Source organism: Pseudomonas sp. URMO17WK12:I7 (assembly GCF_003269045.1).
Taxonomy (GTDB): Bacteria; Pseudomonadota; Gammaproteobacteria; order Pseudomonadales; family Pseudomonadaceae; genus Aquipseudomonas; species Aquipseudomonas putida_J.
Map to the genome: position 1 here is coordinate 167,630 of NZ_QLTL01000011.1, position 20,645 is coordinate 188,274.

General features: G+C 61.4%; 15 protein-coding genes and 1 pseudogene. 5 read left to right on the forward strand and 11 right to left on the reverse strand.

The genetic code is table 11. The features are described 5' to 3' along the window. Positions 1 to 475 precede the first annotated feature (475 nt). From H040_RS27285 to H040_RS16810, 7 genes are all read right to left on the reverse strand, one after another. Positions 476 to 979 carry a hypothetical protein gene (locus H040_RS27285; RefSeq protein ID WP_143512507.1) on the reverse strand — a complete coding sequence of 168 codons (504 nt, stop codon included), beginning with the start codon at positions 977 to 979 and terminating at the stop codon, positions 476 to 478. Between the two features lie 474 nt (positions 980 to 1,453). Next, positions 1,454 to 2,872 carry an HlyD family type I secretion periplasmic adaptor subunit gene (locus tag H040_RS16785; RefSeq protein WP_027916849.1) on the reverse strand — a complete coding sequence of 473 codons (1,419 nt, stop codon included), beginning with the start codon at positions 2,870 to 2,872 and terminating at the stop codon, positions 1,454 to 1,456. Further along, positions 2,869 to 5,010 carry a type I secretion system permease/ATPase gene (locus H040_RS16790; protein ID WP_027916850.1) on the reverse strand — a complete coding sequence of 714 codons (2,142 nt, stop codon included), beginning with the start codon at positions 5,008 to 5,010 and terminating at the stop codon, positions 2,869 to 2,871. Before H040_RS16790 ends, H040_RS16785 begins: the two co-directional genes overlap by 4 nt. A gap of 314 nt (positions 5,011 to 5,324) precedes the next feature. Further along, positions 5,325 to 6,218, reverse strand: coding sequence for a PA4780 family RIO1-like protein kinase (locus tag H040_RS16795; RefSeq protein WP_027916851.1), 894 nt, complete (start codon positions 6,216 to 6,218; stop codon positions 5,325 to 5,327). A 178-nt stretch (positions 6,219 to 6,396) separates the two neighbouring features. After that, complete coding sequence (locus tag H040_RS16800) at positions 6,397 to 7,971, reverse strand: aldehyde dehydrogenase (NADP(+)) (RefSeq protein WP_027916852.1); 1,575 nt, start codon at positions 7,969 to 7,971, stop codon at positions 6,397 to 6,399. A 29-nt stretch (positions 7,972 to 8,000) separates the two neighbouring features. Then, positions 8,001 to 8,990 carry an AraD1 family protein gene (gene araD1 / locus H040_RS16805; protein ID WP_027916853.1) on the reverse strand — a complete coding sequence of 330 codons (990 nt, stop codon included), beginning with the start codon at positions 8,988 to 8,990 and terminating at the stop codon, positions 8,001 to 8,003. Further along, positions 8,981 to 10,303 (reverse strand): MFS transporter, encoded by a 1,323-nt coding sequence (locus H040_RS16810; protein ID WP_027916854.1) that lies wholly within the window; start codon positions 10,301 to 10,303, stop codon positions 8,981 to 8,983. Before H040_RS16810 ends, araD1 begins: the two co-directional genes overlap by 10 nt. Before the next feature lie 184 nt (positions 10,304 to 10,487). Between H040_RS16810 and H040_RS16815 the strand changes: the two genes are divergently transcribed. Then, positions 10,488 to 12,221, forward strand: a complete 1,734-nt coding sequence (locus tag H040_RS16815; RefSeq protein ID WP_027916855.1) for an IlvD/Edd family dehydratase — start codon at positions 10,488 to 10,490, stop codon at positions 12,219 to 12,221. Between the two features lie 207 nt (positions 12,222 to 12,428). Beyond that, positions 12,429 to 13,151: a FadR/GntR family transcriptional regulator gene (locus H040_RS16820; RefSeq protein WP_027916856.1), complete on the forward strand. Its 723-nt coding sequence runs from the start codon at positions 12,429 to 12,431 to the stop codon at positions 13,149 to 13,151. Positions 13,152 to 13,154: 3 nt separating this feature from the next. On the opposite strand, the gene H040_RS16825 is transcribed toward H040_RS16820, so the two are convergent. After that, positions 13,155 to 14,060, reverse strand: coding sequence for a LysR family transcriptional regulator (locus H040_RS16825; RefSeq protein WP_027916857.1), 906 nt, complete (start codon positions 14,058 to 14,060; stop codon positions 13,155 to 13,157). 105 nt (positions 14,061 to 14,165) lie between these two features. On the opposite strand from H040_RS16825, the gene H040_RS16830 reads away from it, so the two are divergent. Next, a complete protein-coding gene (locus H040_RS16830; protein ID WP_027916858.1) occupies positions 14,166 to 15,902 on the forward strand; it encodes an amidohydrolase in 1,737 nt (578 codons plus the stop codon). A gap of 91 nt (positions 15,903 to 15,993) precedes the next feature. Then, positions 15,994 to 16,740: a TorF family putative porin gene (locus tag H040_RS16835; protein WP_033695892.1), complete on the forward strand. Its 747-nt coding sequence runs from the start codon at positions 15,994 to 15,996 to the stop codon at positions 16,738 to 16,740. A 4-nt stretch (positions 16,741 to 16,744) separates the two neighbouring features. Here H040_RS16835 and H040_RS16840 read toward each other — a convergent pair whose 3' ends face one another. Continuing rightward, positions 16,745 to 17,176 carry a multidrug/biocide efflux PACE transporter gene (locus H040_RS16840; protein WP_027916860.1) on the reverse strand — a complete coding sequence of 144 codons (432 nt, stop codon included), beginning with the start codon at positions 17,174 to 17,176 and terminating at the stop codon, positions 16,745 to 16,747. Positions 17,177 to 17,441: 265 nt separating this feature from the next. On the opposite strand from H040_RS16840, the gene H040_RS16845 reads away from it, so the two are divergent. After that, complete coding sequence (locus tag H040_RS16845; protein ID WP_027916861.1) at positions 17,442 to 18,236, forward strand: substrate-binding domain-containing protein; 795 nt, start codon at positions 17,442 to 17,444, stop codon at positions 18,234 to 18,236. A 147-nt stretch (positions 18,237 to 18,383) separates the two neighbouring features. Here the strand turns inward: H040_RS16845 and imm45 are convergent, their stop codons facing one another. Both imm45 and H040_RS16855 read right to left on the reverse strand, forming a co-directional pair. Next, on the reverse strand, positions 18,384 to 18,749 hold the full coding sequence (imm45, locus tag H040_RS16850) for an Imm45 family immunity protein (protein WP_081784219.1): 366 nt from the start codon (positions 18,747 to 18,749) through the stop codon (positions 18,384 to 18,386). Between the two features lie 329 nt (positions 18,750 to 19,078). Further along, positions 19,079 to 20,516: pseudogene (locus H040_RS16855) on the reverse strand (IS1182 family transposase). Positions 20,517 to 20,645: the final 129 nt, after the last annotated feature.

Consider the following 20,645-nt stretch of genomic DNA (forward strand, 5'->3'; position numbering starts at 1 on the left):
ATAAAATCGATCGCCGCAATGCCTGCTATTGAATTCCCTTTTGCCACCCCATTTGCGAGAACCGCATAACGATCCCCCTTACTTGCCAAGTAGTCATACATTGCACCAGTCCTTTCAGACTCGAAAATCTCGCGCGCACGCCTTACATCTTCCTGAAGCAAGCCAGACATAAAAAACCCTCAAGTTATAGCCCATAAAATCCCCGCACAATGCATCAGCCCTCTTGACTAAGCTTTCCGGATATTGCTGCACATGCGAGAACAATGAAACAAGAACAGCAACAACAATTAATCCTGCGACCAGCGAGTAACACCTTCTAAGACGAGACCAAAACCATCTACACCGCAGCGAATCCAATACCTGCAGTCGAAATGAAAAGCATCAGAAAAACTAAAACCCTCAGCAGGTTCCATACGATGATCAACGCACACATACCCAAGGATTTATTCACCCAGCCTCCTAAATCAAGGATAGGTCACATGACTTTCTTTCTGTTGATGAAAAACTCTTCGAGCGCACGCCGGACTTCGTACCACTGCCCCAGATTTTCCGGAGACATCGTGACCCCCACTTTCAAAGACCCGCGCATCAAAAATGTCATTTCACAAGCATAAAAATCTGGTTCCCGTGCTTGCCAGTTGCAAATGGTCACTGATGTAACCACCCCAGACTCTTCGCTCCAAAAAACTCTTCTGCTTTGCCGCCCCCAGGAAAAACCGTTATCCACTGAGCCATAGAGACTTAGCGAACTGTCATAAGCAGCAACGGGCGCGACCTGAGATGGCAATCCCGATAACAGGTAGTCTCGCCGTCGACTAAGGTAGCTTTCACTCGCCACCACCGGACCAACTGCAACCAACAAACCTTTCTTGTCCAAAAGCCGTTCATAAATCCGGCGGTCTTCTGTAGACCCCAGCCCTGGCCAAGTCATTGCCAAGACAATTGATTCAATATTTTTTTCGCAGTCGTTCTTTTCCACATGGTACGAACCATTTAAAGGTGCCTTTTCGTACTCAGGCCAAAACGGAAGGTATAACCGGGAGAATTCATACACCTCGCCTGCCATTTTTCCGCAAGCAACCGGAGGCGGCTCATAGGGTTGGACTGGCTTCGCGTACAGACAATGATAAACACCCCCCAAACATATGGACCAATCCAAATGATGAAAAAAAAGCCACCACAAATCCTCAACCGCCGCCAAGTCATCATATATAGTCGAACTGCATCAAGCTTCAGCATTAGCAACCTCCCACGCAAACAGCCCATTATGGCGAAATCGCCCGCCTAGCCAAACCACCACCTAATCAGAAGTAAGTAGCCAAATAAGCTACCTGGCAAGAACAACAGCATCAAGAACACCAAAACCCCTAGCACATTCCACATCACTATCAACGCGTACATCCCCAGCGACCTTTTCATTGAGCCCACTCTCCTACATCACACTCTGGCAGTCTCATCGTTCCCCGAAGCTTTCCCTCACATGCCGCTGCAACGGACTAAGGAAGTAACTAATCACCTTCCGCTTATCAATAATCAGTTCTGCACGCACCGCCATACCCGGCGCAAGCGGCACCTCCCTATCCCCAACCCGCAAAGCACTCAACCCCAACTGAATCCGAGCGTTGTAAACCCACCCCCGCCGCTCATCCTCAACGGCATCGTTGGAAACACTCTGAACAACTCCTGGCACAACGCCATACTTGGTAAATGTGAAGGTCTCGACTTTCACCTCCACGGCCTGCCCCGCCTGTACAAAGCCGATGTCCTTGTTCTCGATCTGCACGTCCACTTCAACCGGCTGATCACTCGGCACAATCACCATCAGTGTTTGCGCAGGGGTCACAACTCCGCCTTGGGTATGAATGGCCAATTGCTGCACCGTGCCGTCGACCGGGGATGTCAGCGCCCGAAGCCGATGCCGTTGCTCGGCCTTGTACAACTCCTGGCTCAGGGTCGCGATCTGCCGGTCGGCCTCGGCATGCAGGTCGAGCATGGCCCGGCGCAGCTGGGCGATGATGCCTTCGCGGCGGTGCTGGGCTGCCAGCCGCGCAGCGCCCAGTTCTTCGATGCGTGAACGTTGAATGGCCAGCTCGCGCTCTTGCTCCAGGCGGGCCTGTTCCTTTTCCAGGTAGGTGTGCTTGGCAACCGCCGACTCGCTGAACAGTTGCTGGTAGTCCGCCGTGAGCTGGCGGGTAATCACCAGCAAGTGCTGCAGCGCATCGGCGCGGGCTTGCGCCGAGCGCATCTCTGCGCCGCGCTGGGCGATTTCGGCATCCGCCTGTTGCAGCGAAGTGCGCAGCTCCTGGTACTGCCCATGCAGCCAGCGTTGTGCGGCTGCTTGCTGTAGCGCCGTGGCCTGGGGAATGCGTGGCGCCAGGGAGGCCGGCGCGGTGTTGCCATCGAGCGCTTCCAGCAAGGTAGCAGCGCGTGCCAGGTCGATCCGGGCTGCCAGCAGCTCACTATTCAGGCGCTTGATGTCGGCGGCGGTCAGTTGCCCTTCGAGTTCAACCAGCAGGTCGCCTTTGGCAACGGTCTGGCCATCCACCACATGAATCGCCTGCACCACCGCGACCTCACTGGCCTGGATCACCTTGCTCCTGCCGCTGGGCACGATCCTGCCCTCGGCGCTGGCGACTACATCGATTTCGCCCAGGCAGGCCCACAGCAAGGCCAGCGTTATCAGCGCCAGCAGGCACCATTGCACGCGGCGCGGTAGCGGATGTACCGGGGTTTCCTGCAAGGCCAGCGCCGCGGGCAGGAACGCCAGCTCATCGGCCTCCCGTGGTTCCCCTTGCATGACCCGGCGGCGCCCCCAGGCGTTGCGCCAAGCCTCGCGGTAGCGTTCCAGCAGGTCGAGTACAGGCGCACTCATGCTGCCGCCCCCTGTTGCAACCGATGCAGGTAGGCATAAGCGCCTTGCGGGTTGCCCATCAGAACATCGTGAGCGCCCTGCTCGATGATCTGCCCCCGCTCCATGACCACGATCCGGTCGGCATGGCGCACGGCAGACAGGCGGTGGGCGATGATGATCACGGTACGCCGGGCGCAGATACGCGCCATGTTCTGCTGGATGATCCGTTCGGACTCATAGTCCAGGGCACTGGTGGCTTCATCCAGGATGAGAATGCGCGGGTTGCCCATCAAAGCACGGGCGATCGCGATCCGTTGCCGCTGGCCACCCGACAGGCTGGCGCCGTGCTCGCCAACCAATGTTTCATAGCCGTCAGGCAGCTCGAGGATGAACTCATGCGCACCTGCCAGCGTGGCCGCTGCAATGACCTCCTCAAGGGGGGCTGCTGGGTTGGCCAACGCGATGTTCTCGCGCACGGTGCGCCGGAACAGCATGTTCTCTTGCAGCACCACACCGATCTGCCGTCGCAGCGAAGAGACATCGGCCAGCGCCAGGTCGGCACCATCGAGCAGCACTCGCCCCCCTTCCGGCGAATACAGCCGTTGTATCAGCCGGGTCAGCGTACTTTTGCCTGAACCTGACCTGCCGACAATGCCGATGACTTCGCCAGGGCTGATCTTCAGGCTGACGTCGCGCAGGACCTCGTTGCCACCCGGGCGATAACGGAAGCACACCTGGTCGAGTTCGATGCCCCCGCCTAACGCAGGCAACTGCGCGCCATGGCTGACCTCGGTACGATTGTTGAGGATGTCGCCCAGCCTCTGGATCGAGATACCGGTCTGCTGAAAGCTCGTCCACAACTGCGCCAGGCGCATGATCGGCTGGGCCACACGGCCCGCGAGCATGTTGAAGGCGATCAGTTCGCCGACCGTCAGTTCCCCCTCGATGACCAGCCGCGCACCCAGCCACAAGGTGCCGACCGTAACCAGTTTGCCGATGAGGGCAACGCTTTCATTGGCGATATTGGAGAGGTTCTGGGTCTTGAAACTGGCGGTAACATAGGCCGCCAGCTGCTGGTTCCATCTACGCGTGACGTGCGGCTCTACAGCCATGGTTTTCAACGTGTCGATGCCATTGACCGCTTCTACCAGGAACGCCTGGTTTTCCGCGCCACGTTGAAAGCTCTGGTCGATCCGGGCACGTAACACAGGGGTAACCAGCACCGAAACAAGCAGGTAAAGCGGCAATGAAGCGATGACCAGCAGCGTCAGCCAACCGCTGTACAGCAACATGAACGCGATGAATACCGCAACGAACAACACATCCAACAGCAAGGTGATACTGTTGCTGGTCAGAAAACTGCGGATGTTTTCCAGTTCACGCACGCGAGCAACCGAATCCCCGACGCGCCGCGCCTGAAAATACGCAAGCGGTAGTTCTATCAAGTGCTGAAACAACTTGGCGCCCAGTTCGACATCAATGCGCGAAGCCGTATGCGCCGACACATAGGCACGCAAGCCACTGAGCAAACTTTCGAAGAGCAATACAGTCAACAGGCCCAGCGCAATCACATCCAAAGTGGTCAGGCCCCGGTGGACCAGTACTTTGTCCATTACCACTTGGAAGAACAACGGCGTCAGCAGTGCGAGGATCTGGATGATGAGTGAAACCAGCAATACCTCACCCAGCAACTTTCGATGCTTGACCACTGCCGGGATAAACCAGGTCAGGTCAAACCGTTCCAGCCCTCGCGGCAAGGGCGCGTCCGAGCGGACCAGAATCAGCTCCCCGGCCCAGCGCTGCTCGAGTTCGGCCAGCGTCCAGGTTTGCGGCGCAAAAACCCGGGGGTCCTGCACCAGCACGTGCTCGCCCTCTATTCGGGCGATGATGAAATAGCCACCTTGCCTGTCCGCTGCAATGGCCGGTAGCGGCATGTGCGCCAGGCGCTTCAGGTCGGTGCGTCGATATTTGGCTTTCAGGCGAAATTGCTGAAATGCCTGCAATATCTGCGCAACGGAAAATGGCATGCCATCCGTTGCAAACTCATGACTCAGTTGCTCGGAACAAACCGCTACATCGTGATATCGCGCCAGCATGACCAGGCAGGCCAGGCCGCTATCCCGTGTTTGGTGCTCACCGACTTCAGCTTGATCGGACACCTGCCCACCCCATGTGCAATTAGAACATGGGCAGATACTAGCGCCTGGCAATAGGATAATAGTCCTACACGAACCCGACTTATCCTGCGGGAATATTCCCAGCAGCTAACATTACTGTAGGAGCATTCCGAGGAGTGCGAACTTATGCGTAGGAATTTATTACCCGCAAAGTATGGATATATGCGAGAACATTAGATTTAAAGCCGTTATTACTGACACTGACAAGCCAACGCCTTCAGAGCCCCACCCTACCCAGATAAAGGTGGAGCCCTGAAGAAAGAGGCATGCTGCGCAGAGCAGCTGCAGTCAAACCGTTACTGCATCCAAGGCGGCGTCGGCTCTTCAGCCTTGGCCGGCCCGTGCTCGGCCTCTTCCCGCGCCGCACGGCGGCGAGCTTCATCGCGCAGCGTGGCATCGATCTCGCGCATCACGCCAGATACGTCAGCCTCGTGGTCGTCTTCCTCGAACTGCCCACTGAGCGGGCTGTCCGTGCGCAGCTCACCGGCTTCGTACAACGCCCACATCTCATCGGCGTAGCGGGTGCTCTTGAGCTCCGGGGCAAAGCGCCCGAAGTAATGCGCCATGTTCGCCACGTCCCGCTGCAGCATGCTGAACGCATGGTTGTTGCCCGCTGCATCCACCGCCTGGGGCAGGTCGATGATCACCGGGCCATCGGGGCCGAGCAGCACGTTGAATTCGGACAGGTCGCCATGCACCAGGCCGGCGCAGAGCATCAGCACGATCTGGCGGATGACAAAGGCGTGGTATTCGCGTGCTTGCTCGGCCTCGAGGTGCACGTCGTTCAGGCGCGGTGCGGCATCGCCGTCGGCGTCGGTGACCAGCTCCATCAGCAGCACGCCGTCCTGGAAGTCGTACGGCTTGGGCACTCGCACCCCGGCGCCGGCCAGGCGGAACAGGGCTGCCACTTCGGCGTTCTGCCAGGCGTCTTCGGCCTCCTTGCGGCCGTACTTGCTGCCTTTGGCCATGGCTCGGGCCTGGCGGCTGTTGCGGACCTTGCGGCCCTCCTGGTACTCGGCGGCCTGGCGGAAGCTGCGCTTGTTGGCCTCTTTGTAGACCTTGGCGCAGCGGACCTGGGCACCGCAGCGCACCACGTAGACGGCTGCTTCCTTGCCGCTCATCAAGGGCCGCAGTACTTCGTCGACCAGGCCGTCTTCGATCAGTGGTTCGATTCGTTTTGGTGTCTTCATCAGGCTGCGTTCGGGGTCCTGGCTGGGGTGGTGGACATCCTCTCACAGGCTGGGGCGACTTGCTCGTTTGTCTGCAAGTGCCCTTTCGCGGGCCAGCCCGCTGCCACAGTCAAAGCGCGAATTTCAGGGCAGGCGCAAATCCTGTGGGAGCGGGCTTGCCCGCGAAGAGGCAGCAGCCCTAAATCAAGGCTTCCCGGCTGTACTCACCATCGACCAGGCGCAACAGCCCCAACGGATTGGCGTTCCTCAACGCCTCCGGCAGCAAGGTATCCGGATAGTTCTGGTAGCACACCGGCCTCAGGAAGCGATCAATGGCCAGCGTCCCCACCGAGGTCCCACGCGCATCGGACGTAGCCGGATACGGCCCGCCATGCACCATCGCATCACTCACCTCGACCCCCGTCGGATAGCCATTGAGCAACAACCGGCCGGCCTTGCGTTCAAGCAGCGGCACCAGCGCGGCAAAGCGCTCCAGGTCTGCAGGTTCAGCGATCAGCGTCGCAGTCAGTTGACCGTGCAACGCCTCCAGTACACGGCGCAGTTCGGTTACGTCGGCCACCTCGACAACCACCGTGGTCGGGCCGAAGACTTCTACCTGCAACAGCTCATCCCCCTCCAGCAGCAAACTGACATCGGCCTGGAACAGCTGGGCATGGGCCTGGTCGCCGCGCTGCTCCAGCCCTGCCAGGTGACGCACGCCCGGGTGTTGGTGCAGGCGCGCCACACCACTCGCGTAGCTGCGCAAGGTACCAGCATTGAGCATGGTCTGGCCCGGCTGGTCGGCCATGCGCGCACCGAGCGCCGCAACAAACGCCGCAAACGCGGGCCCGGCAATGCCGATGACCAGCCCTGGGTTGGTGCAAAACTGCCCACACCCCAACACCACTGACGCTGCCAGTTCACCGGCCACCTGCTCGCCCCTGGCCTGCAGCGCTGCGGGCAGCACCAGCACCGGGTTGATGCTGCTCATCTCGGCGAACACCGGGATCGGCTGCGGGCGCGCCGCTGCCAGGTCGCAGAGGGCGCGGCCACCTTTGAGCGAGCCGGTGAAGCCGACCGCCTGGATCGCCGGGTGGCGGACCAGCGCTTCACCCACGCCGGCGCCGTAGATCAGGTTGAACACCCCCGCCGGCATGCCAGTGGCCTCGGCGGCACGCTGAATCGCCTCGCCGACATACTCGGCCGTGGCCATGTGGCCGCTGTGGGCCTTGACCACCACCGGGCAGCCAGCAGCCAGCGCGGCGGCGGTATCGCCCCCAGCGGTGGAGAACGCCAGCGGGAAGTTGCTGGCCCCGAACACCGCCACCGGGCCGACGCCGGTACGGTACTGGCGCAGGTCCGGTCGCGGCTGTGGCTGGCGCTGCGGTTGCGCACGGTCGATGCGCGCCCCCAGATAGTCGCCGCGGCGCAGTACCTGGGCGAACAGGCGCAACTGGTTGCTGGTACGGCTGCGCTCACCCTGGATGCGTGCGGCGGGCAAGGCCGTTTCGCGGCAAACCGTATCGATGAACGCCTCGCCCAATCCATCCAGCTGCTCGGCTATGGCCTCCAGAAAGTGCGCGCGTCGTTGCGGCGCCAGGCCGTTGTACCCGGCAAAGGCCTGCTCGGCGGCGCGGGCGGCGGCGTCCACCTCGTCAGGCGTGGCCTGGCTGAAGACGACCGGCAAGGGCTCGCCACTGCGTGCGTCGAAGCTCTGCAGACGCACGCTGCCAGCGGCGCTGCGGGCGCCGCCGATAAAGTTGCTTCCCGACATGATTGACTCCTGTGACAACGATTGAAGGCTCAGAGGCTTTTCACCAGGCCCGGGCGCGGCGCCTGGTCAGCAGCGGCGATGCCGTTGCGCAATGGCTGGCCGAAGGCGTCGAGGCTGACCTCGAAGGTGTCGCCGGGGCGCGCCTGGATGCCGTCGCCGAACGACAGCGTGGCGGTGCCGAAGTAATGCACGTGGACATCGCCCGGGCGCAGGAACTGGGCGTACTTGAAGTGGTGAAATTCGAGGTTTTCGAAGCTGTGACACATGTTCTGCTCCCCGGACAGGAACGGCTTGCTCCACAGTTGCTGGCCATCGCGCAGGATGCGGCTGCGGCCTTCCAGGTGCGCGGGCAGCGCCCCCAGGCGCAGTTCGGGGCCAAAGCTGCAGGCGCGCAGCTTGGAATGCGCCAGGTACAGGTAGTTGCGGCGCTCCATCACATGGTCGGAAAATTCGTTGCCCAGGGCGTAACCCAGGCGGAACGGTGTGCCGCACTCGCCGATCACATACAGCCCGACCAGCTCCGGTTCTTCTCCGGCATCCTCGGCGAATGCCGGCAAGGGCAGGTCGGCCCCCGGGCGCACGACGATGGCGCCATCGCCCTTGTAGAACCACTCCGGTTGCGCACCCTCCTCGCCCGCTGACGGTCGCCCGCCCTCCAGGCCCCACTGGAACATGCGCATGCTGTCGGTGACGGCACCCTCGGCCTGCTGCTGATGCATCTTGTCGCGGGTGGCGGCGCTGCCCAGGTGGGTCAGGCCGGTACCGGTCACCAGGCAATGCGCCGGGTCTTCATGGTCCAGCGGTGGCAGCACTCGGCCTTCGGCAAGCAGGGCTTGATAGTCATGCCCCTCGCCCAGGCCTGCAGCCCGCACCTGGGTGGCCAGGTCGCGGCCAGCAGCAATAGCCTGCAGGGCCAGCTCACGGGTACTGCTGGCGCCACAGATTTCCAGGGCACGCTCGCCCTCCACCACGCCGACCCGGCGCTGGCCGGCGGCGGTTTCGAATTGGATCAGTCGCATGCTTGTGCTCGCTTGTCGGTTGCAATGTTCACGGATGCCTGGCGCTGGCGGCGCTCCAGGCGGTTGTAGACGACGCCGGTCAATGCCAACCCGAACAGCATGACCACGGCCAGGAAGTACAGGCCCGAGGACAGCTGGCCGGTGTGCTCCTTGAGCGCACCGATGCCGAAGGGGCCAAGGTAGCCGCCGAGGTTGCCGATCGAGTTGATCAGGGCGATGCCGGCCGCCGCGCTGGCACCAGAGAAGAAACGCCCAGGCAAGGTCCAGAAGATCGCCGTGCAGGAAAACAGCGCAAAGGCCACCAGGCACAACGCCGCCAGCTGCATTGCCGGCATTGTCAGCCAGGCGCTGAGGAACAGGCCCAGGGCGCCCAGGGCATAGAGCAGGCCGAGGTGGCCATAGCGATCGTTGAGGCGGTCGGAACTGCGCGGAATGATCAGCAGGCCGATGATGCCGAACAGGTATGGCACCGCCGAGACGAAGCCGGTCACCAAGTCGCTGCCGCCGAACTGGTGGATCAGCGTTGGCAGCCACAGCCCCAGGCCGTAGATGCTCAGGGTCATCGGCAGGTAGAACAGCGCCAGCAGCAACACCCGGCCGTCCTTCAGGGCATGCAGCGGATTGCCGTGGCGGGTCTGGCCGAACTCGCGCAGGTCTTCGGCCAACTGCTCCTTGAGCCAGCGGCGCTGAGTGTCGTCCAGCCAGCGCACCTTGTCCGGGCCATCGGGCAGCAGGCGCAGGGTCGGCCAGGCCAGCAGCACCGCCGGGGTACCGATACAGATGAACAGCCACTGCCAGCCGTGCAGGCCGAGGTTGCCGTCCAGGCCCAGCAAGGCGCCCGACAGCGGCCCCGTGACCAGCATCGCCAGTGGCTGGGAGAGGATGAAGAAGCCGAGGATTTTGCCGCGATGGCGTACCGGGTACCACTGGGTGATGTAGTACAGCACGCCGGGGAAGAAGCCCGCCTCGGCAGCACCGAGCAGGAAGCGCATCACATAGAAGCCATGGGGCCCGGTGACGAATGCCATGCCAATGGTGATCGCGCCCCAGGTCACCAGGATGCGGGCGAACCAGCGCCGCGCGCCGAAGCGGTCGAGCAACAGATTGCTGGGGACCTCGAACAGGAAGTAGCCGATGAAGAACAGCCCGGCCCCCAGGCCGTAGGCGGCATCACCGATGCCAATGTCGGCTCCCATATGAAGCTTGGCAAAGCCCACCGCCGAGCGATCGACGTAGGCCACCAGGTAAAGCAGGACCAGAAAAGGGATGAGTTTCAGCGTGATCAGGCGGACGAGCCGCTGCTCCTGAATCATGGCGAGGTCTCCGATTGTTCTTGTAATGGGGACAGCACATGGCCGGGGTTTGGTGGGCAGACCTCCGGCGCGGTGAAAGGATCATATAGTATTACTATTTAAAACAACAACCCTTCACAGAGCGCTTTTTTAGCGATAGAGTCGCCACATAACGACAAATAGTAATACTAATAAGGTGTCCGTCATGTCTGATAGCAAACGCCCCCTGCGCTCCGCCCAATGGTTCGGCACGGCCGACAAGAACGGCTTCATGTACCGCAGCTGGATGAAGAACCAGGGCATCCCTGACCACGAATTCCAGGGCAAGCCGATCATCGGCATCTGCAACACCTGGTCTGAGCTGACTCCATGCAACGCGCACTTTCGCAAGATCGCCGAACACGTGAAGAAAGGCGTGCTGGAGGCCGGCGGCTTCCCGGTGGAGTTCCCGGTGTTCTCCAGCGGCGAGTCCAACCTACGCCCCACCGCCATGCTCACCCGCAACCTGGCGAGCATGGACGTGGAAGAAGCCATCCGCGGCAACCCAGTGGATGCCGTGGTGTTGCTCACCGGCTGCGACAAGACCACCCCGGCACTGCTGATGGGGGCTGCCAGCTGTGACGTGCCAGCGATCGTGGTGACCGGCGGGCCGATGCTCAACGGCAAGCACAAGGGCCGCGACATCGGCGCCGGCACCATCGTCTGGCAGATGCATGAGGCCTACAAAGCCGGGCAGATCGACCTGAACGAATTCCTTTCGGCCGAGGCCGGCATGTCGCGCTCGGCCGGTACCTGCAACACCATGGGTACCGCCTCGACCATGGCTTGCATGGCCGAAGCCCTGGGCACTTCGCTGCCGCACAATGCTGCGATCCCGGCTGTGGACTCGCGCCGTTACGTGCTCGCTCACCTGTCGGGCATGCGCATCGTCGAGATGGCCAATGAAGACCTGCGCCTGTCGAAGATCCTCACCCGCGAAGCCTTCGAGAATGCCATCCGCGTCAACGCCGCCATCGGTGGCTCGACCAACGCCGTGATCCACCTCAAGGCCATCGCCGGGCGCATCGGCGTGGACCTGCAACTGGAAGACTGGACCCGTGTCGGCCGCGGTACGCCGACCCTGGTCGACCTGCAGCCGTCGGGCCGTTTCCTGATGGAAGAGTTCTATTATGCAGGCGGCCTGCCGGCAGTGATCCGCCGCCTCGGCGAGCACAACCTGCTGCCCAACCCCGACGCACTGACCGCGAATGGCAAGAGCCTGTGGGACAACTGCCAAAGCGCACCACTGTACAACGAAGACGTCATTCGCCCGATCGACAAGCCGCTGGTGGCCGATGGCGGCATCTGCATCCTGCGCGGCAACCTTGCACCCAAGGGCGCCGTGCTCAAGCCCTCGGCGGCGACGCCTGCGCTGATGCGCCACCGTGGCCGCGCCGTGGTGTTCGAAAACTTCGAAGACTACAAGGCACGCATCAACGACCCGGAACTGGAGGTCGACGCCAGCTCGGTGCTGGTGATGAAGCATTGCGGGCCGAAGGGTTACCCGGGCATGGCCGAAGTCGGCAACATGGGCCTGCCGGCCAAGCTGCTGGCCCAGGGCGTGACTGACATGGTGCGCATCTCGGATGCGCGCATGAGCGGCACGGCTTATGGCACGGTGGTATTGCACGTGGCGCCAGAAGCGGCGGCAGGCGGGCCATTGGCAGCGGTGCGCGAAGGTGACTGGATCGAGCTGGACTGCCAGGCAGGCCGCCTGCACCTGGATATTTCCGATGAGGAACTGGCCGGCCGCCTGGCGGACCTGCAGGCGCCGCAGCCGTTGATCAGCGGGGGGTATGCAAAGTTGTACCTCGACCATGTGATGCAGGCCGACGAAGGTTGCGACTTCGACTTCCTGGTCGGCTGCCGGGGCTCTGAGGTGCCCAAGCACTCCCACTGACCCCGCGCTGGCCCTGCTCTTGTAGGAGGGCCTCGTGTCGCGAAAGGGCTGCAAAGCAGCCCCCGGGTATCAGCAACAATGCACAGATCGCCGGGGCTGCTTTGCAGCCCTTTCGCGACACAAGGCCGCTCCTGCAAGAGCAAGACCTGTGCTCGATTTGTGATGCTATGATGCCCTCCCCGCTCCGATGGACCGCCTGCACCGCCCATGAACTACCGCCAGCCCACCACGCGCAAGAGCATGCACGCCACCCTGGTCCAGGACCTCGGCCTGCAGATCGTATCCGGCCAGCTCCAGCCGGGGCACAAACTGCCCGCCGAAGCCAGCCTGTGCGAAGCCTACGCCATCAGCCGGCCGGTGTTCCGTGAAGCGATGCGCGCCCTCACCGCCAAGGGCCTGATCGAAGCCCGCCCACGCGTCGGTACCTTGGTGCGCCCGCGTCACGACTGGCACATGCTCGACCCGGACGTGCTGCACTGGCTGATGCAGGCCACGCCACAGCAGGAATTCTTCAACACCCTGTCCAGCGTGCGCTGGGTCATCGAACCCGCCGCTGCAGCACTGGCTGCGACCAACGCCAGCCCTGCCGATGTCGCGGCGATCAGCGAGGCCTACCTGCGCATGGAAGCCGCAAGCACTCACGAGGAACGCCTGCAACCGGACCTGGACTTCCACGCGCGCATCGCCGACGCCACCCATAACGACCTGCTCGCCTACCTGTGCAACATGCTCTCGCTGGCGTTGCGTGAGTCGGTGCGCTACTCCAACCAGCGTCCCAACTTCGACGAACTGGCGTTGCCGCGGCACAAGGCGATCCTCACCGCCATCCAGAACGGCGACGCCCTGGGCGCACGGCATGCTTCGCTGGTGCAACTGGAAGATGCCCGGGTGGCGTTGAGCAAGGTGCTCGGCCAGGACCCTATCGGCTGAACCTCACTGCCGCTGCAGGTAGCCCTGCAAGTAGTCGATGAACGCCAGCACCTTGCCGCTGGCACGCCGGTGGCTGGGGTAGACCGCGAGGATGTCTTCACCGAATGCATCCGGCTCGATCACGCAGTGCTCCATCACCCGCACCAGCCGCCCCTCCTGCAAATAGCGGCGCACGCTCCACTGCGGGGTGTGCAGGATGCCGTGCCCCGCCAGTGCATTGCGTAGCAGCAAGTCGTAGTTGTCGCTTTCCAGCCGCGCCTTCTGCGGATACGGCAGGCGCATGCGCACGCCGTCACACTGCAGCCACCAGAACCGCGCATCCAGCGCCGGGTGAATGTACTTGAGCCAGTGGTGCTGGCCGATGCTGTGCGCCGTCACCGGCAGCGGGTTGCGCGCGATGTAGTCGGGGCTGGCACAGAGAACGATGCGGTTGTGGCCGATGACCCGGGCAATCAGGCCCGGCAGGTCGCTGTGCCCTTCGCGCAGTGCCAGGTCGTAACCGGCTTCGATCAGGTCGACAAAGGCATCGGACAACTCCACCCGCAGCTGAATCTGCGGGTATTCGCGCATGAAGCCAGCACAGGCATCAGCCAGGAACGCCCTGCCGAACGCCAGTGGCGCGGTCAGGCGCAGGGTGCCGGATACCCCCTGCAACTGGCTGATCTCTTCACCGGCCTGATGCAGGCTCTTCAACACCTGCCGGGCGGTTTCCAGGTACAGCCGGCCGGCTTCGGTCAGCACGATGCGCCGGGTGCTGCGCTCGAACAGCTGGCTGCCCAGCTCACGTTCCAGGTGTGTCACCGCCTTGGTCAGCGCCGAGGGCGTCTTGCCCAGCGCCTCGGCTGCGCGGCTGAAACTGCCATGCTCGGCAGTGGCGACGAACATCGAAATCGCACCCAAGGTATCCATGCGGTTTTTCCTGAATGGCAAAAGGCTTTTTAGCGTTCTGGCGATTCTATGCCAGGCGCGCGCTGGTTAGGCTCGCGTTACACCCATAAATACAAGAGGCTACACATGTCGAGATGTCTTCCTGGCTTGCTGGCGCTGGCCGTGGCTTTTTCCTCCGGGCAAGCGCTGGCTGCCGCCGAGCTGGTGCTGGTCAATGGCAAGATCTTCACCGCCGACCGCAACAACCCGCAGGTGCAGGCCATCGCCATCGAAGGCGGCAAGCTGGTGGCGGTGGGCTCCGATGCCCAGGCCCGCGCACTCGCCGACTCGCACACCCAGGTGATCGACTTGCAAGGCAAACGGGTCACGCCAGGCCTGATCGATACCCACTCCCACGCCATCTTCGGCGGCCTGCAACTGAGTGGCGCCGACATGGGCGGCGAGGCGCTGCCGCTGGACGACTTCGAGGCCCGCCTGCGCGCCTGGCGCGATGACGGGCGTGCACGCAACGGCGATGTGCTGCACGTGCTCGGCGTCAGCTCGAGCTACTGGGCCCAGGCCAAGGCACTGAATGCGCGCTTCAGCCAGGGCGAGTGGGCCTCGACGCCCATCGTGTTCATTGGCGAGGACTACCACACCGCCTGGGCCAACCAGGCCATGCTCAAGCGCGCCGGTATCGACAAGGCGTTGCTGAGCAGCCTGAGCCCCCAGGAAAAAGACACCATCGGCAGCTTCGACGATGGCCAGCCCAGTGGCTTTCTGGTCGACGCTGGCTGGGACCGGGTCACCAGCGTACTGCCCAAGGCCGATGCCGCCGCCCTGCTCAAGGGCGCGCAGGCCGCCGTGCAGTTCAACAACAGCCTGGGCATCACCGCCTGGATGGACCCGGCAGCCAACAGCATGCCCGGCGAGGCAATCTTCGCCATCAAACCCACCGATCACACCGTGGGCGTTCTGCCAGCCTACAAGGCCCTCGCCGAGCAGGGTGGGCTCAACGCGCATGTCGCCGCGCTGCTGGTGGTCAACCCGAAAAGCACCCCCGCCGACCTGCAGACCATCGACAACGTGCGCAAGCAGTTCGCCGGTGTGCCGAACCTGACCCTGCCGGGCATCAAGGTGTTCGCCGACGGTGTGCTCGAATACCCCGCGCAGTCCGCCGCCCTGCTCAAGCCGTATCACAACACCCATAAACCGGGTGAACTGCTGATCGACCCGCAACATTTTGGCGAGCTGGTCAGCGCCGCCGACCAACGGGGCTGGCTGGTGCACATCCACGCCATTGGCGACCGTGCGGTGCGTGAGTCACTGAACGGCATCGAGCAAGCGCGCAAGGCTGGCAACAGCGGCATCCATCACTCGATCACTCACCTGCAACTGGTCAACCCCCAGGACTTCGCCCGCTTCAAAGCCCTCGACGTGATCGCATCGATGCAGCTGCTGTGGGCCGCCGGCGACGATTACACCGTCGACATGGTCAAGCCCTACGTCGACGCAACGGCATTCCGCTACCAGTACCCGGCCCATTCGCTGCAGAAAAAGGGGGCGACCATCGCCGGGGCCAGCGACTGGCCGGTGTCGTCACCGAGCCCCTGGCTGGCCATCGCCCAGGCGGCAACGCGCAAGGGTGAGCAAGGCGTGCTCAACGCCGACGAGCGCCTCGACCGCCAGACCATGCTTTATGCCTATACCGCCAATGCCGCCAAGGCCCTGGGCCTGGAGCAGCAGATCGGCTCGCTGAGCCCGGGCAAACAGGCCGACTTCGTCATCCTCGACCGTGACGTGCTCGCGGTGAACGACCAGCAGCTCGGCGAAACCCAGGTGTTGGCCACCTACTTCGGCGGCCGCCAGGTATACGCCCGCTAAGCCGCTGCGCCCCCCTTTAGCTGCACGGCATGCCCCCGGCATGCCGCCTTTCTATCTGCCACAACAACCACAACACAAGATAGGGATCACCATGAAACACGCTACCCTGGCAGCCGTGTGCGCGTTCGGCTGCGCCACGCTTGCCCCCGTCGCCATCGCCCTGCCGATCAATGACGACTTCGCGGTCGACATCGACCTGGCGGCGGTCAGTGACTACCGCAGCCGCGGCATCTCGCAAACCCAGGGCGACCCGGCGCTACAGGCCGACATCATGCTCAGCCACGCCAGCGGCCTGTACCTCGGCGCCTGGACCTCGAACGTCGATTTCGGCTTTGCCAGCAAGACCCGCCAGGAAGTCGACTACTACGGTGGCTGGGCTTGGCAGATGGCTGAGCAGGTCAACCTGGACCTGGGCTACATCAAGTACAGCTACCCGAAGGAGAGCCAGTACAACCTGTCCGAGCTTTACGCCATTCTCGCGGTGCAGGGTTTCAAGCTGGCGGCGTATTACTCGACCGACTCCTCGACCCAGTACGGCAAGGATCAGGACAGCCTCTACACCTGGGTGGGCTATCAAACAGCATTACCGCTGCGGGTCGGACTGGAACTGCGCTACGGCCGCGTGGACCTCAAGGACCCGAGCTACTGGTCGCAAAGCGGCCAGTCGCGCGACTCATACCGTGAGTGGGAGGCCAGGCTCACACGCGATGTCCTCGGGCTCACCTGGCGCCTCAGTTACCTGGATACCAACCTGTCGCACGCCGAATGCGCCAGCAGTTATGGCTTTGACGATGTCTGCAGCGCCACCGTGGTAGCCGGCGTCAGCAAGCACTTCTGAAGCCTCAGGCCATAGCCCGGCGCTGCACGATGAAGTGCCGGGCCCGGTCGAACGCCCAGTTGTACAGCACGGTGTACGGCAGGATGATCACGAAAAAACCCAGCTCGACCATGAATGCCTGCATCAGCGAGATCTGCAGCATCCAGGCCGCCACCGGCAGGCACCAGACCACCAGCCCCGCCTCGAAGCCCAGGCCATGAACGAAGCGCGCCAGCGCTTTCCACTGGATGCGCGGCGTCGCCACGAAACGGTCGACCAGCGCGTTGTAGGCCATGTTCCAGATCATCGCGATCACCGACAGGGTGACCGCCAGGGCGCCAGCGGTGGCCAGCGACTTGCCCATGATCCACGAGAGCAGTGGCGCACAGAGCAGCACCGCGAAGATTTCATAGCCAACGGCATGGACCATGCGTTCGGTGAAGGAGACCTTTTTCATAACAGATTCCATCATGTAGTTACGTCATGGCGCATTTTCTTTGATGGAACTGATACCTTCCACATAGTAGCTATCGCTTTTATCAATGACCCGAATGTCACCCGTCTGCAAACCTGCGCCGAACCTGTGGGAACTGTTGCCACCGGCTTTCAGACCGTCGCTGTCATCTGCGGAAAGAAATTTAAAACATTCTTAATCGTTGATTAATTCTTAGCGGCTCCACGCTCCGTAAAATTTCGCGCTTTTACATGTGGAGAACGCTCCGATGCTTCGAATGCTGTCCTGTGCTGCCCTCTTGACCACTTCATTCGCCTGCTCGGCTGCTGACGCTGTACAAGGTGGCGAGCAAACGCTGACCGTTCTGAGTTCCGGCGGTATCATGGGCGCTATCCGGGAAGTGGCGCCAGCTTATGAGAAGACACATGGCGTGAAGCTGGAAGTTCTAGCCGCGCCTTCGATGGGGGAAACCCCACAGGCCGTCCCAAATAGGCTCGCCCGCGGTGAGCAGGCGGATGTGGTTTTGATGGTAGGTTCGGCGCTCGACAACCTGGTCGCCAGCGGTCTAGCCGACAAAACCAGCCGAATAGATCTTGGAAAGTCTTTCATTGCCATGGCCGTTCGCAAAGGCGAACCGAAGCCGGACATTGGCACGATGCAGGCCTTGCGCACTGTGCTGCAAAACAGCAGGTCGCTCGCCTACTCCGACAGCGCCAGCGGCGTTTATCTCTCCAAGACCCTGTTCCCTCGCATGCAGCTCGGTGACCAGTTCGTGGCCAAGGCTCACATGATACCTGCCGAGCCTGTCGGCGCGGTGGTCGCTCGCGGCCAAGCACAGATCGGCTTCCAACAGCTCAGTGAGCTTAAGCCAGTAAAGGGGATCGACATCGTTGGTCTGATCCCGGCTGAAGCGCAGAAAATGACTATGTATTCTGGCGCTGTCGTCACCAAGAGCCAGCATCATGCCGCAGCCCAGGCGCTCCTCGACTATCTGGCATCGCCAGAAGCCGACGCCGCGATCAAAGATAGTGGCTTGACGCCGCTCCCCCATGTAGCAAGCTGACAGCGAAACTGGGGCTCGGCAAAATACAAAGATCTTGCCGCAGTCTTCGCTCTGCGAGCGTCTGCTACGGGTCGATAGCGGCCAGTCGCGAAAGGCTGCTTACGACCCAGAGCAGTCGGTCGAGGTGTCTGCAAAACCAAGGTCGATTCAGTGCGACACCAACCGCCCATCAGCTGGAGGGTAGTCAAACTTCCCCACGTGAGAGCCAGGTTTATAGCCTTCAATCACAAGGACTTGCGAGACTTCACAGTCCGGATAGATCCACTTGCCCCAGTTGGCCAAAACCCACTCCTTGCTAAGGCCGAGGCATTCTGCATTACTCTCCCTAGGTAGCCAAACCAGCGGCAGACCTGCTTTATAGCCAGTGGTAACCATCAGCCCAAAGCGACGATCCTCGTCCAGTGTTTCGAAAACCATGAAATCCACAACCTCTTCATACGGGTATGAACCCTTGGCTCTGAATACGGTTCCGCGACTGAAAACCTCATTTGAGCATTCAAGAAGTGTTGTCATGAAATTCACTTTTCCTTATTTACAGGTAGTCCAAGGCCTTGAGCAGTGTACGACAACTCGTGGCTCAAACACCTGCTGGGTGGCTGAAGATAGAGTTCGTCGAACGGCCGCTCAGGGTCGAAAGCTGTCCTTCGCGAATGGCGGTTAACGACCCAGGCTGTGTGAAAACGCAAGTAAGTACGTCGAGGAGCGAAAGAAGCTGGGTCAGCCTGTAAATTCAGCAGATCTAAGTGCAGGTCTAACTCAGTCGGGCGCCAGGCGCTGCCTGTGCTATCTGGGCCGCGGCAGCGGCCCAGATAGCCGTATACGGACGCATAAAACGCTTGGACTCATGTCCTGATCGCTTCAATCAGCCCAGCGATGCCAAAGATGCTCATCATTCGTTTGAGATTGTAAGCAAGCACGTGAAGGCTCATCTCGGTGCTTACCCTCGGCAGGGTTTTGGTCAGGAAGTGGGTGCTTCCCATCCAGTATTTGAGCGTTCCGAAGGGGGGCTCCACCGTCTGCCGGCGAACCTTCATCTTTCCGGGGTCATGCTCCAATCGGATCTGCACCGCTTCGACTACCGTTTCATGCTCCCAGCGCTTCAATCGGCGTTCCTTACCCGTCGTACACTGCTACTGCATGGAGCAACTTTGGCAGCCAGAGAACCAGTAGGAGTGCAGCAACATGCCGTCTTCCACCGAAGAATGCCTGCGAGTCAGTAGTTGATCCGCAGGGCATCGGTATTCATCCGATGCAGCGATGTAGCTGAAGTCCTGCTTGCCGAATCGGCCTTCCGCTTTGCTGCCTGATGTCAGCGGCTTCGGGACAAAAGTGGTGATCCCGGCCTGCCCGCAAGCAAGGATCTCCGGACCTTTGTAATAGCCTCGGTCGGCGACCACTGTCAGCGACTCAGCGCCGATCTCTTCGCGCACCTGATTCGCCATATTGCTCAGTTGCGTTCGGTCATTGCCAACATTGGTGACTTCATGAGCAATGATCAGGTGGTGTTTGTCATCGACTGCTGTTTGTACGTTGTAGCCAACCGTGCCAGTACCTCGGCCACTCGTGGCCATTGAGCGTGCATCAGGATCGGTAAGAGAGATTTGCTGATCTGGGCTGGCGCGAAGCTGCGCTTCAATGTCCTTGAGCTTCGTCATCTGCTGTTTCAGCTTTTCTATTTTTTCGCTCAACCGTTCAGTCTTAGCCTCGGCGACCTCGGGCACTGCCCGATCCGCCGAATCCATCGCCGCAAGATAGCGGTCAATGCTCTGCTCGATCTGCTGCATGCGTGCCTTGATCTTGCCCTGGGTAAAGTTGCGGTCGCGGTTATTTACGGCTTTGAATTTGCTGCCGTCGATGGCAATGATCGACTGGGAGAAAAGATTGAGGTTGCGGCAAAGCACTACGAATTGCCGGCAGACGCTGCGAATGGCTTTGCCGTTGTCTCGGCGAAAGTCGGCAATCGTTTTGAAGTCAGGAGCCAACCGGCCCGCTAACCACATCAGCTCGACATTGCGCGCTGCCTCGCGTTCAAGCCGGCGGCTGGACTGAATCCAATTGAGGTAGCCATAGATGTAGATTTTTAGCAGGACTGCTGGATGGTAGGCCGGACGACCCGTTGCAGCCGGATCGACACCCTCGAACCCGAGTGCTCCGAGGTCGAGTTCATCGACGAAAACGTCGACCACCCGAACTGGGTTTTTTTTCGGTGATGTAATCATCCAGGCACTCCGGCAGCAGCGTGACTTGCGTCCGGGCTTCACCTTCAATGAACCGTTTCATGATCGTCCCCGCCACGATCTCGACGATCAGAAGGTTAGACAATCGCAGGTGTTTTCACACAGCCTGGACCCAAAGCGGACGTCTGTGATTGGGCCGCGAACGGCCTAAATACAGGCGTCTGCGGTCGGT

Excerpts from the sequence above, each read along its gene's own strand:
- H040_RS16785 (WP_027916849.1), bottom strand. The coding sequence starts at position 2,872 with ATGAGTGCGCCTGTACTCGACCTGCTGGAACGCTACCGCGAGGCTTGG.
- H040_RS16795 (WP_027916851.1), bottom strand. The coding sequence starts at position 6,218 with ATGAAGACACCAAAACGAATCGAACCACTGATCGAAGACGGCCTGGTC.
- H040_RS16800 (WP_027916852.1), bottom strand. The coding sequence starts at position 7,971 with ATGTCGGGAAGCAACTTTATCGGCGGCGCCCGCAGCGCCGCTGGCAGC.
- araD1 (WP_027916853.1), bottom strand. The coding sequence starts at position 8,990 with ATGCGACTGATCCAATTCGAAACCGCCGCCGGCCAGCGCCGGGTCGGC.
- H040_RS16810 (WP_027916854.1), bottom strand. The coding sequence starts at position 10,303 with ATGATTCAGGAGCAGCGGCTCGTCCGCCTGATCACGCTGAAACTCATC.
- H040_RS16815 (WP_027916855.1), top strand. The coding sequence starts at position 10,488 with ATGTCTGATAGCAAACGCCCCCTGCGCTCCGCCCAATGGTTCGGCACG.
- H040_RS16820 (WP_027916856.1), top strand. The coding sequence starts at position 12,429 with ATGAACTACCGCCAGCCCACCACGCGCAAGAGCATGCACGCCACCCTG.
- H040_RS16825 (WP_027916857.1), bottom strand. The coding sequence starts at position 14,060 with ATGGATACCTTGGGTGCGATTTCGATGTTCGTCGCCACTGCCGAGCAT.
- H040_RS16830 (WP_027916858.1), top strand. The coding sequence starts at position 14,166 with ATGTCGAGATGTCTTCCTGGCTTGCTGGCGCTGGCCGTGGCTTTTTCC.
- H040_RS16835 (WP_033695892.1), top strand. The coding sequence starts at position 15,994 with ATGAAACACGCTACCCTGGCAGCCGTGTGCGCGTTCGGCTGCGCCACG.
- H040_RS16840 (WP_027916860.1), bottom strand. The coding sequence starts at position 17,176 with ATGAAAAAGGTCTCCTTCACCGAACGCATGGTCCATGCCGTTGGCTAT.
- H040_RS16845 (WP_027916861.1), top strand. The coding sequence starts at position 17,442 with ATGCTTCGAATGCTGTCCTGTGCTGCCCTCTTGACCACTTCATTCGCC.
- imm45 (WP_081784219.1), bottom strand. The coding sequence starts at position 18,749 with ATGACAACACTTCTTGAATGCTCAAATGAGGTTTTCAGTCGCGGAACC.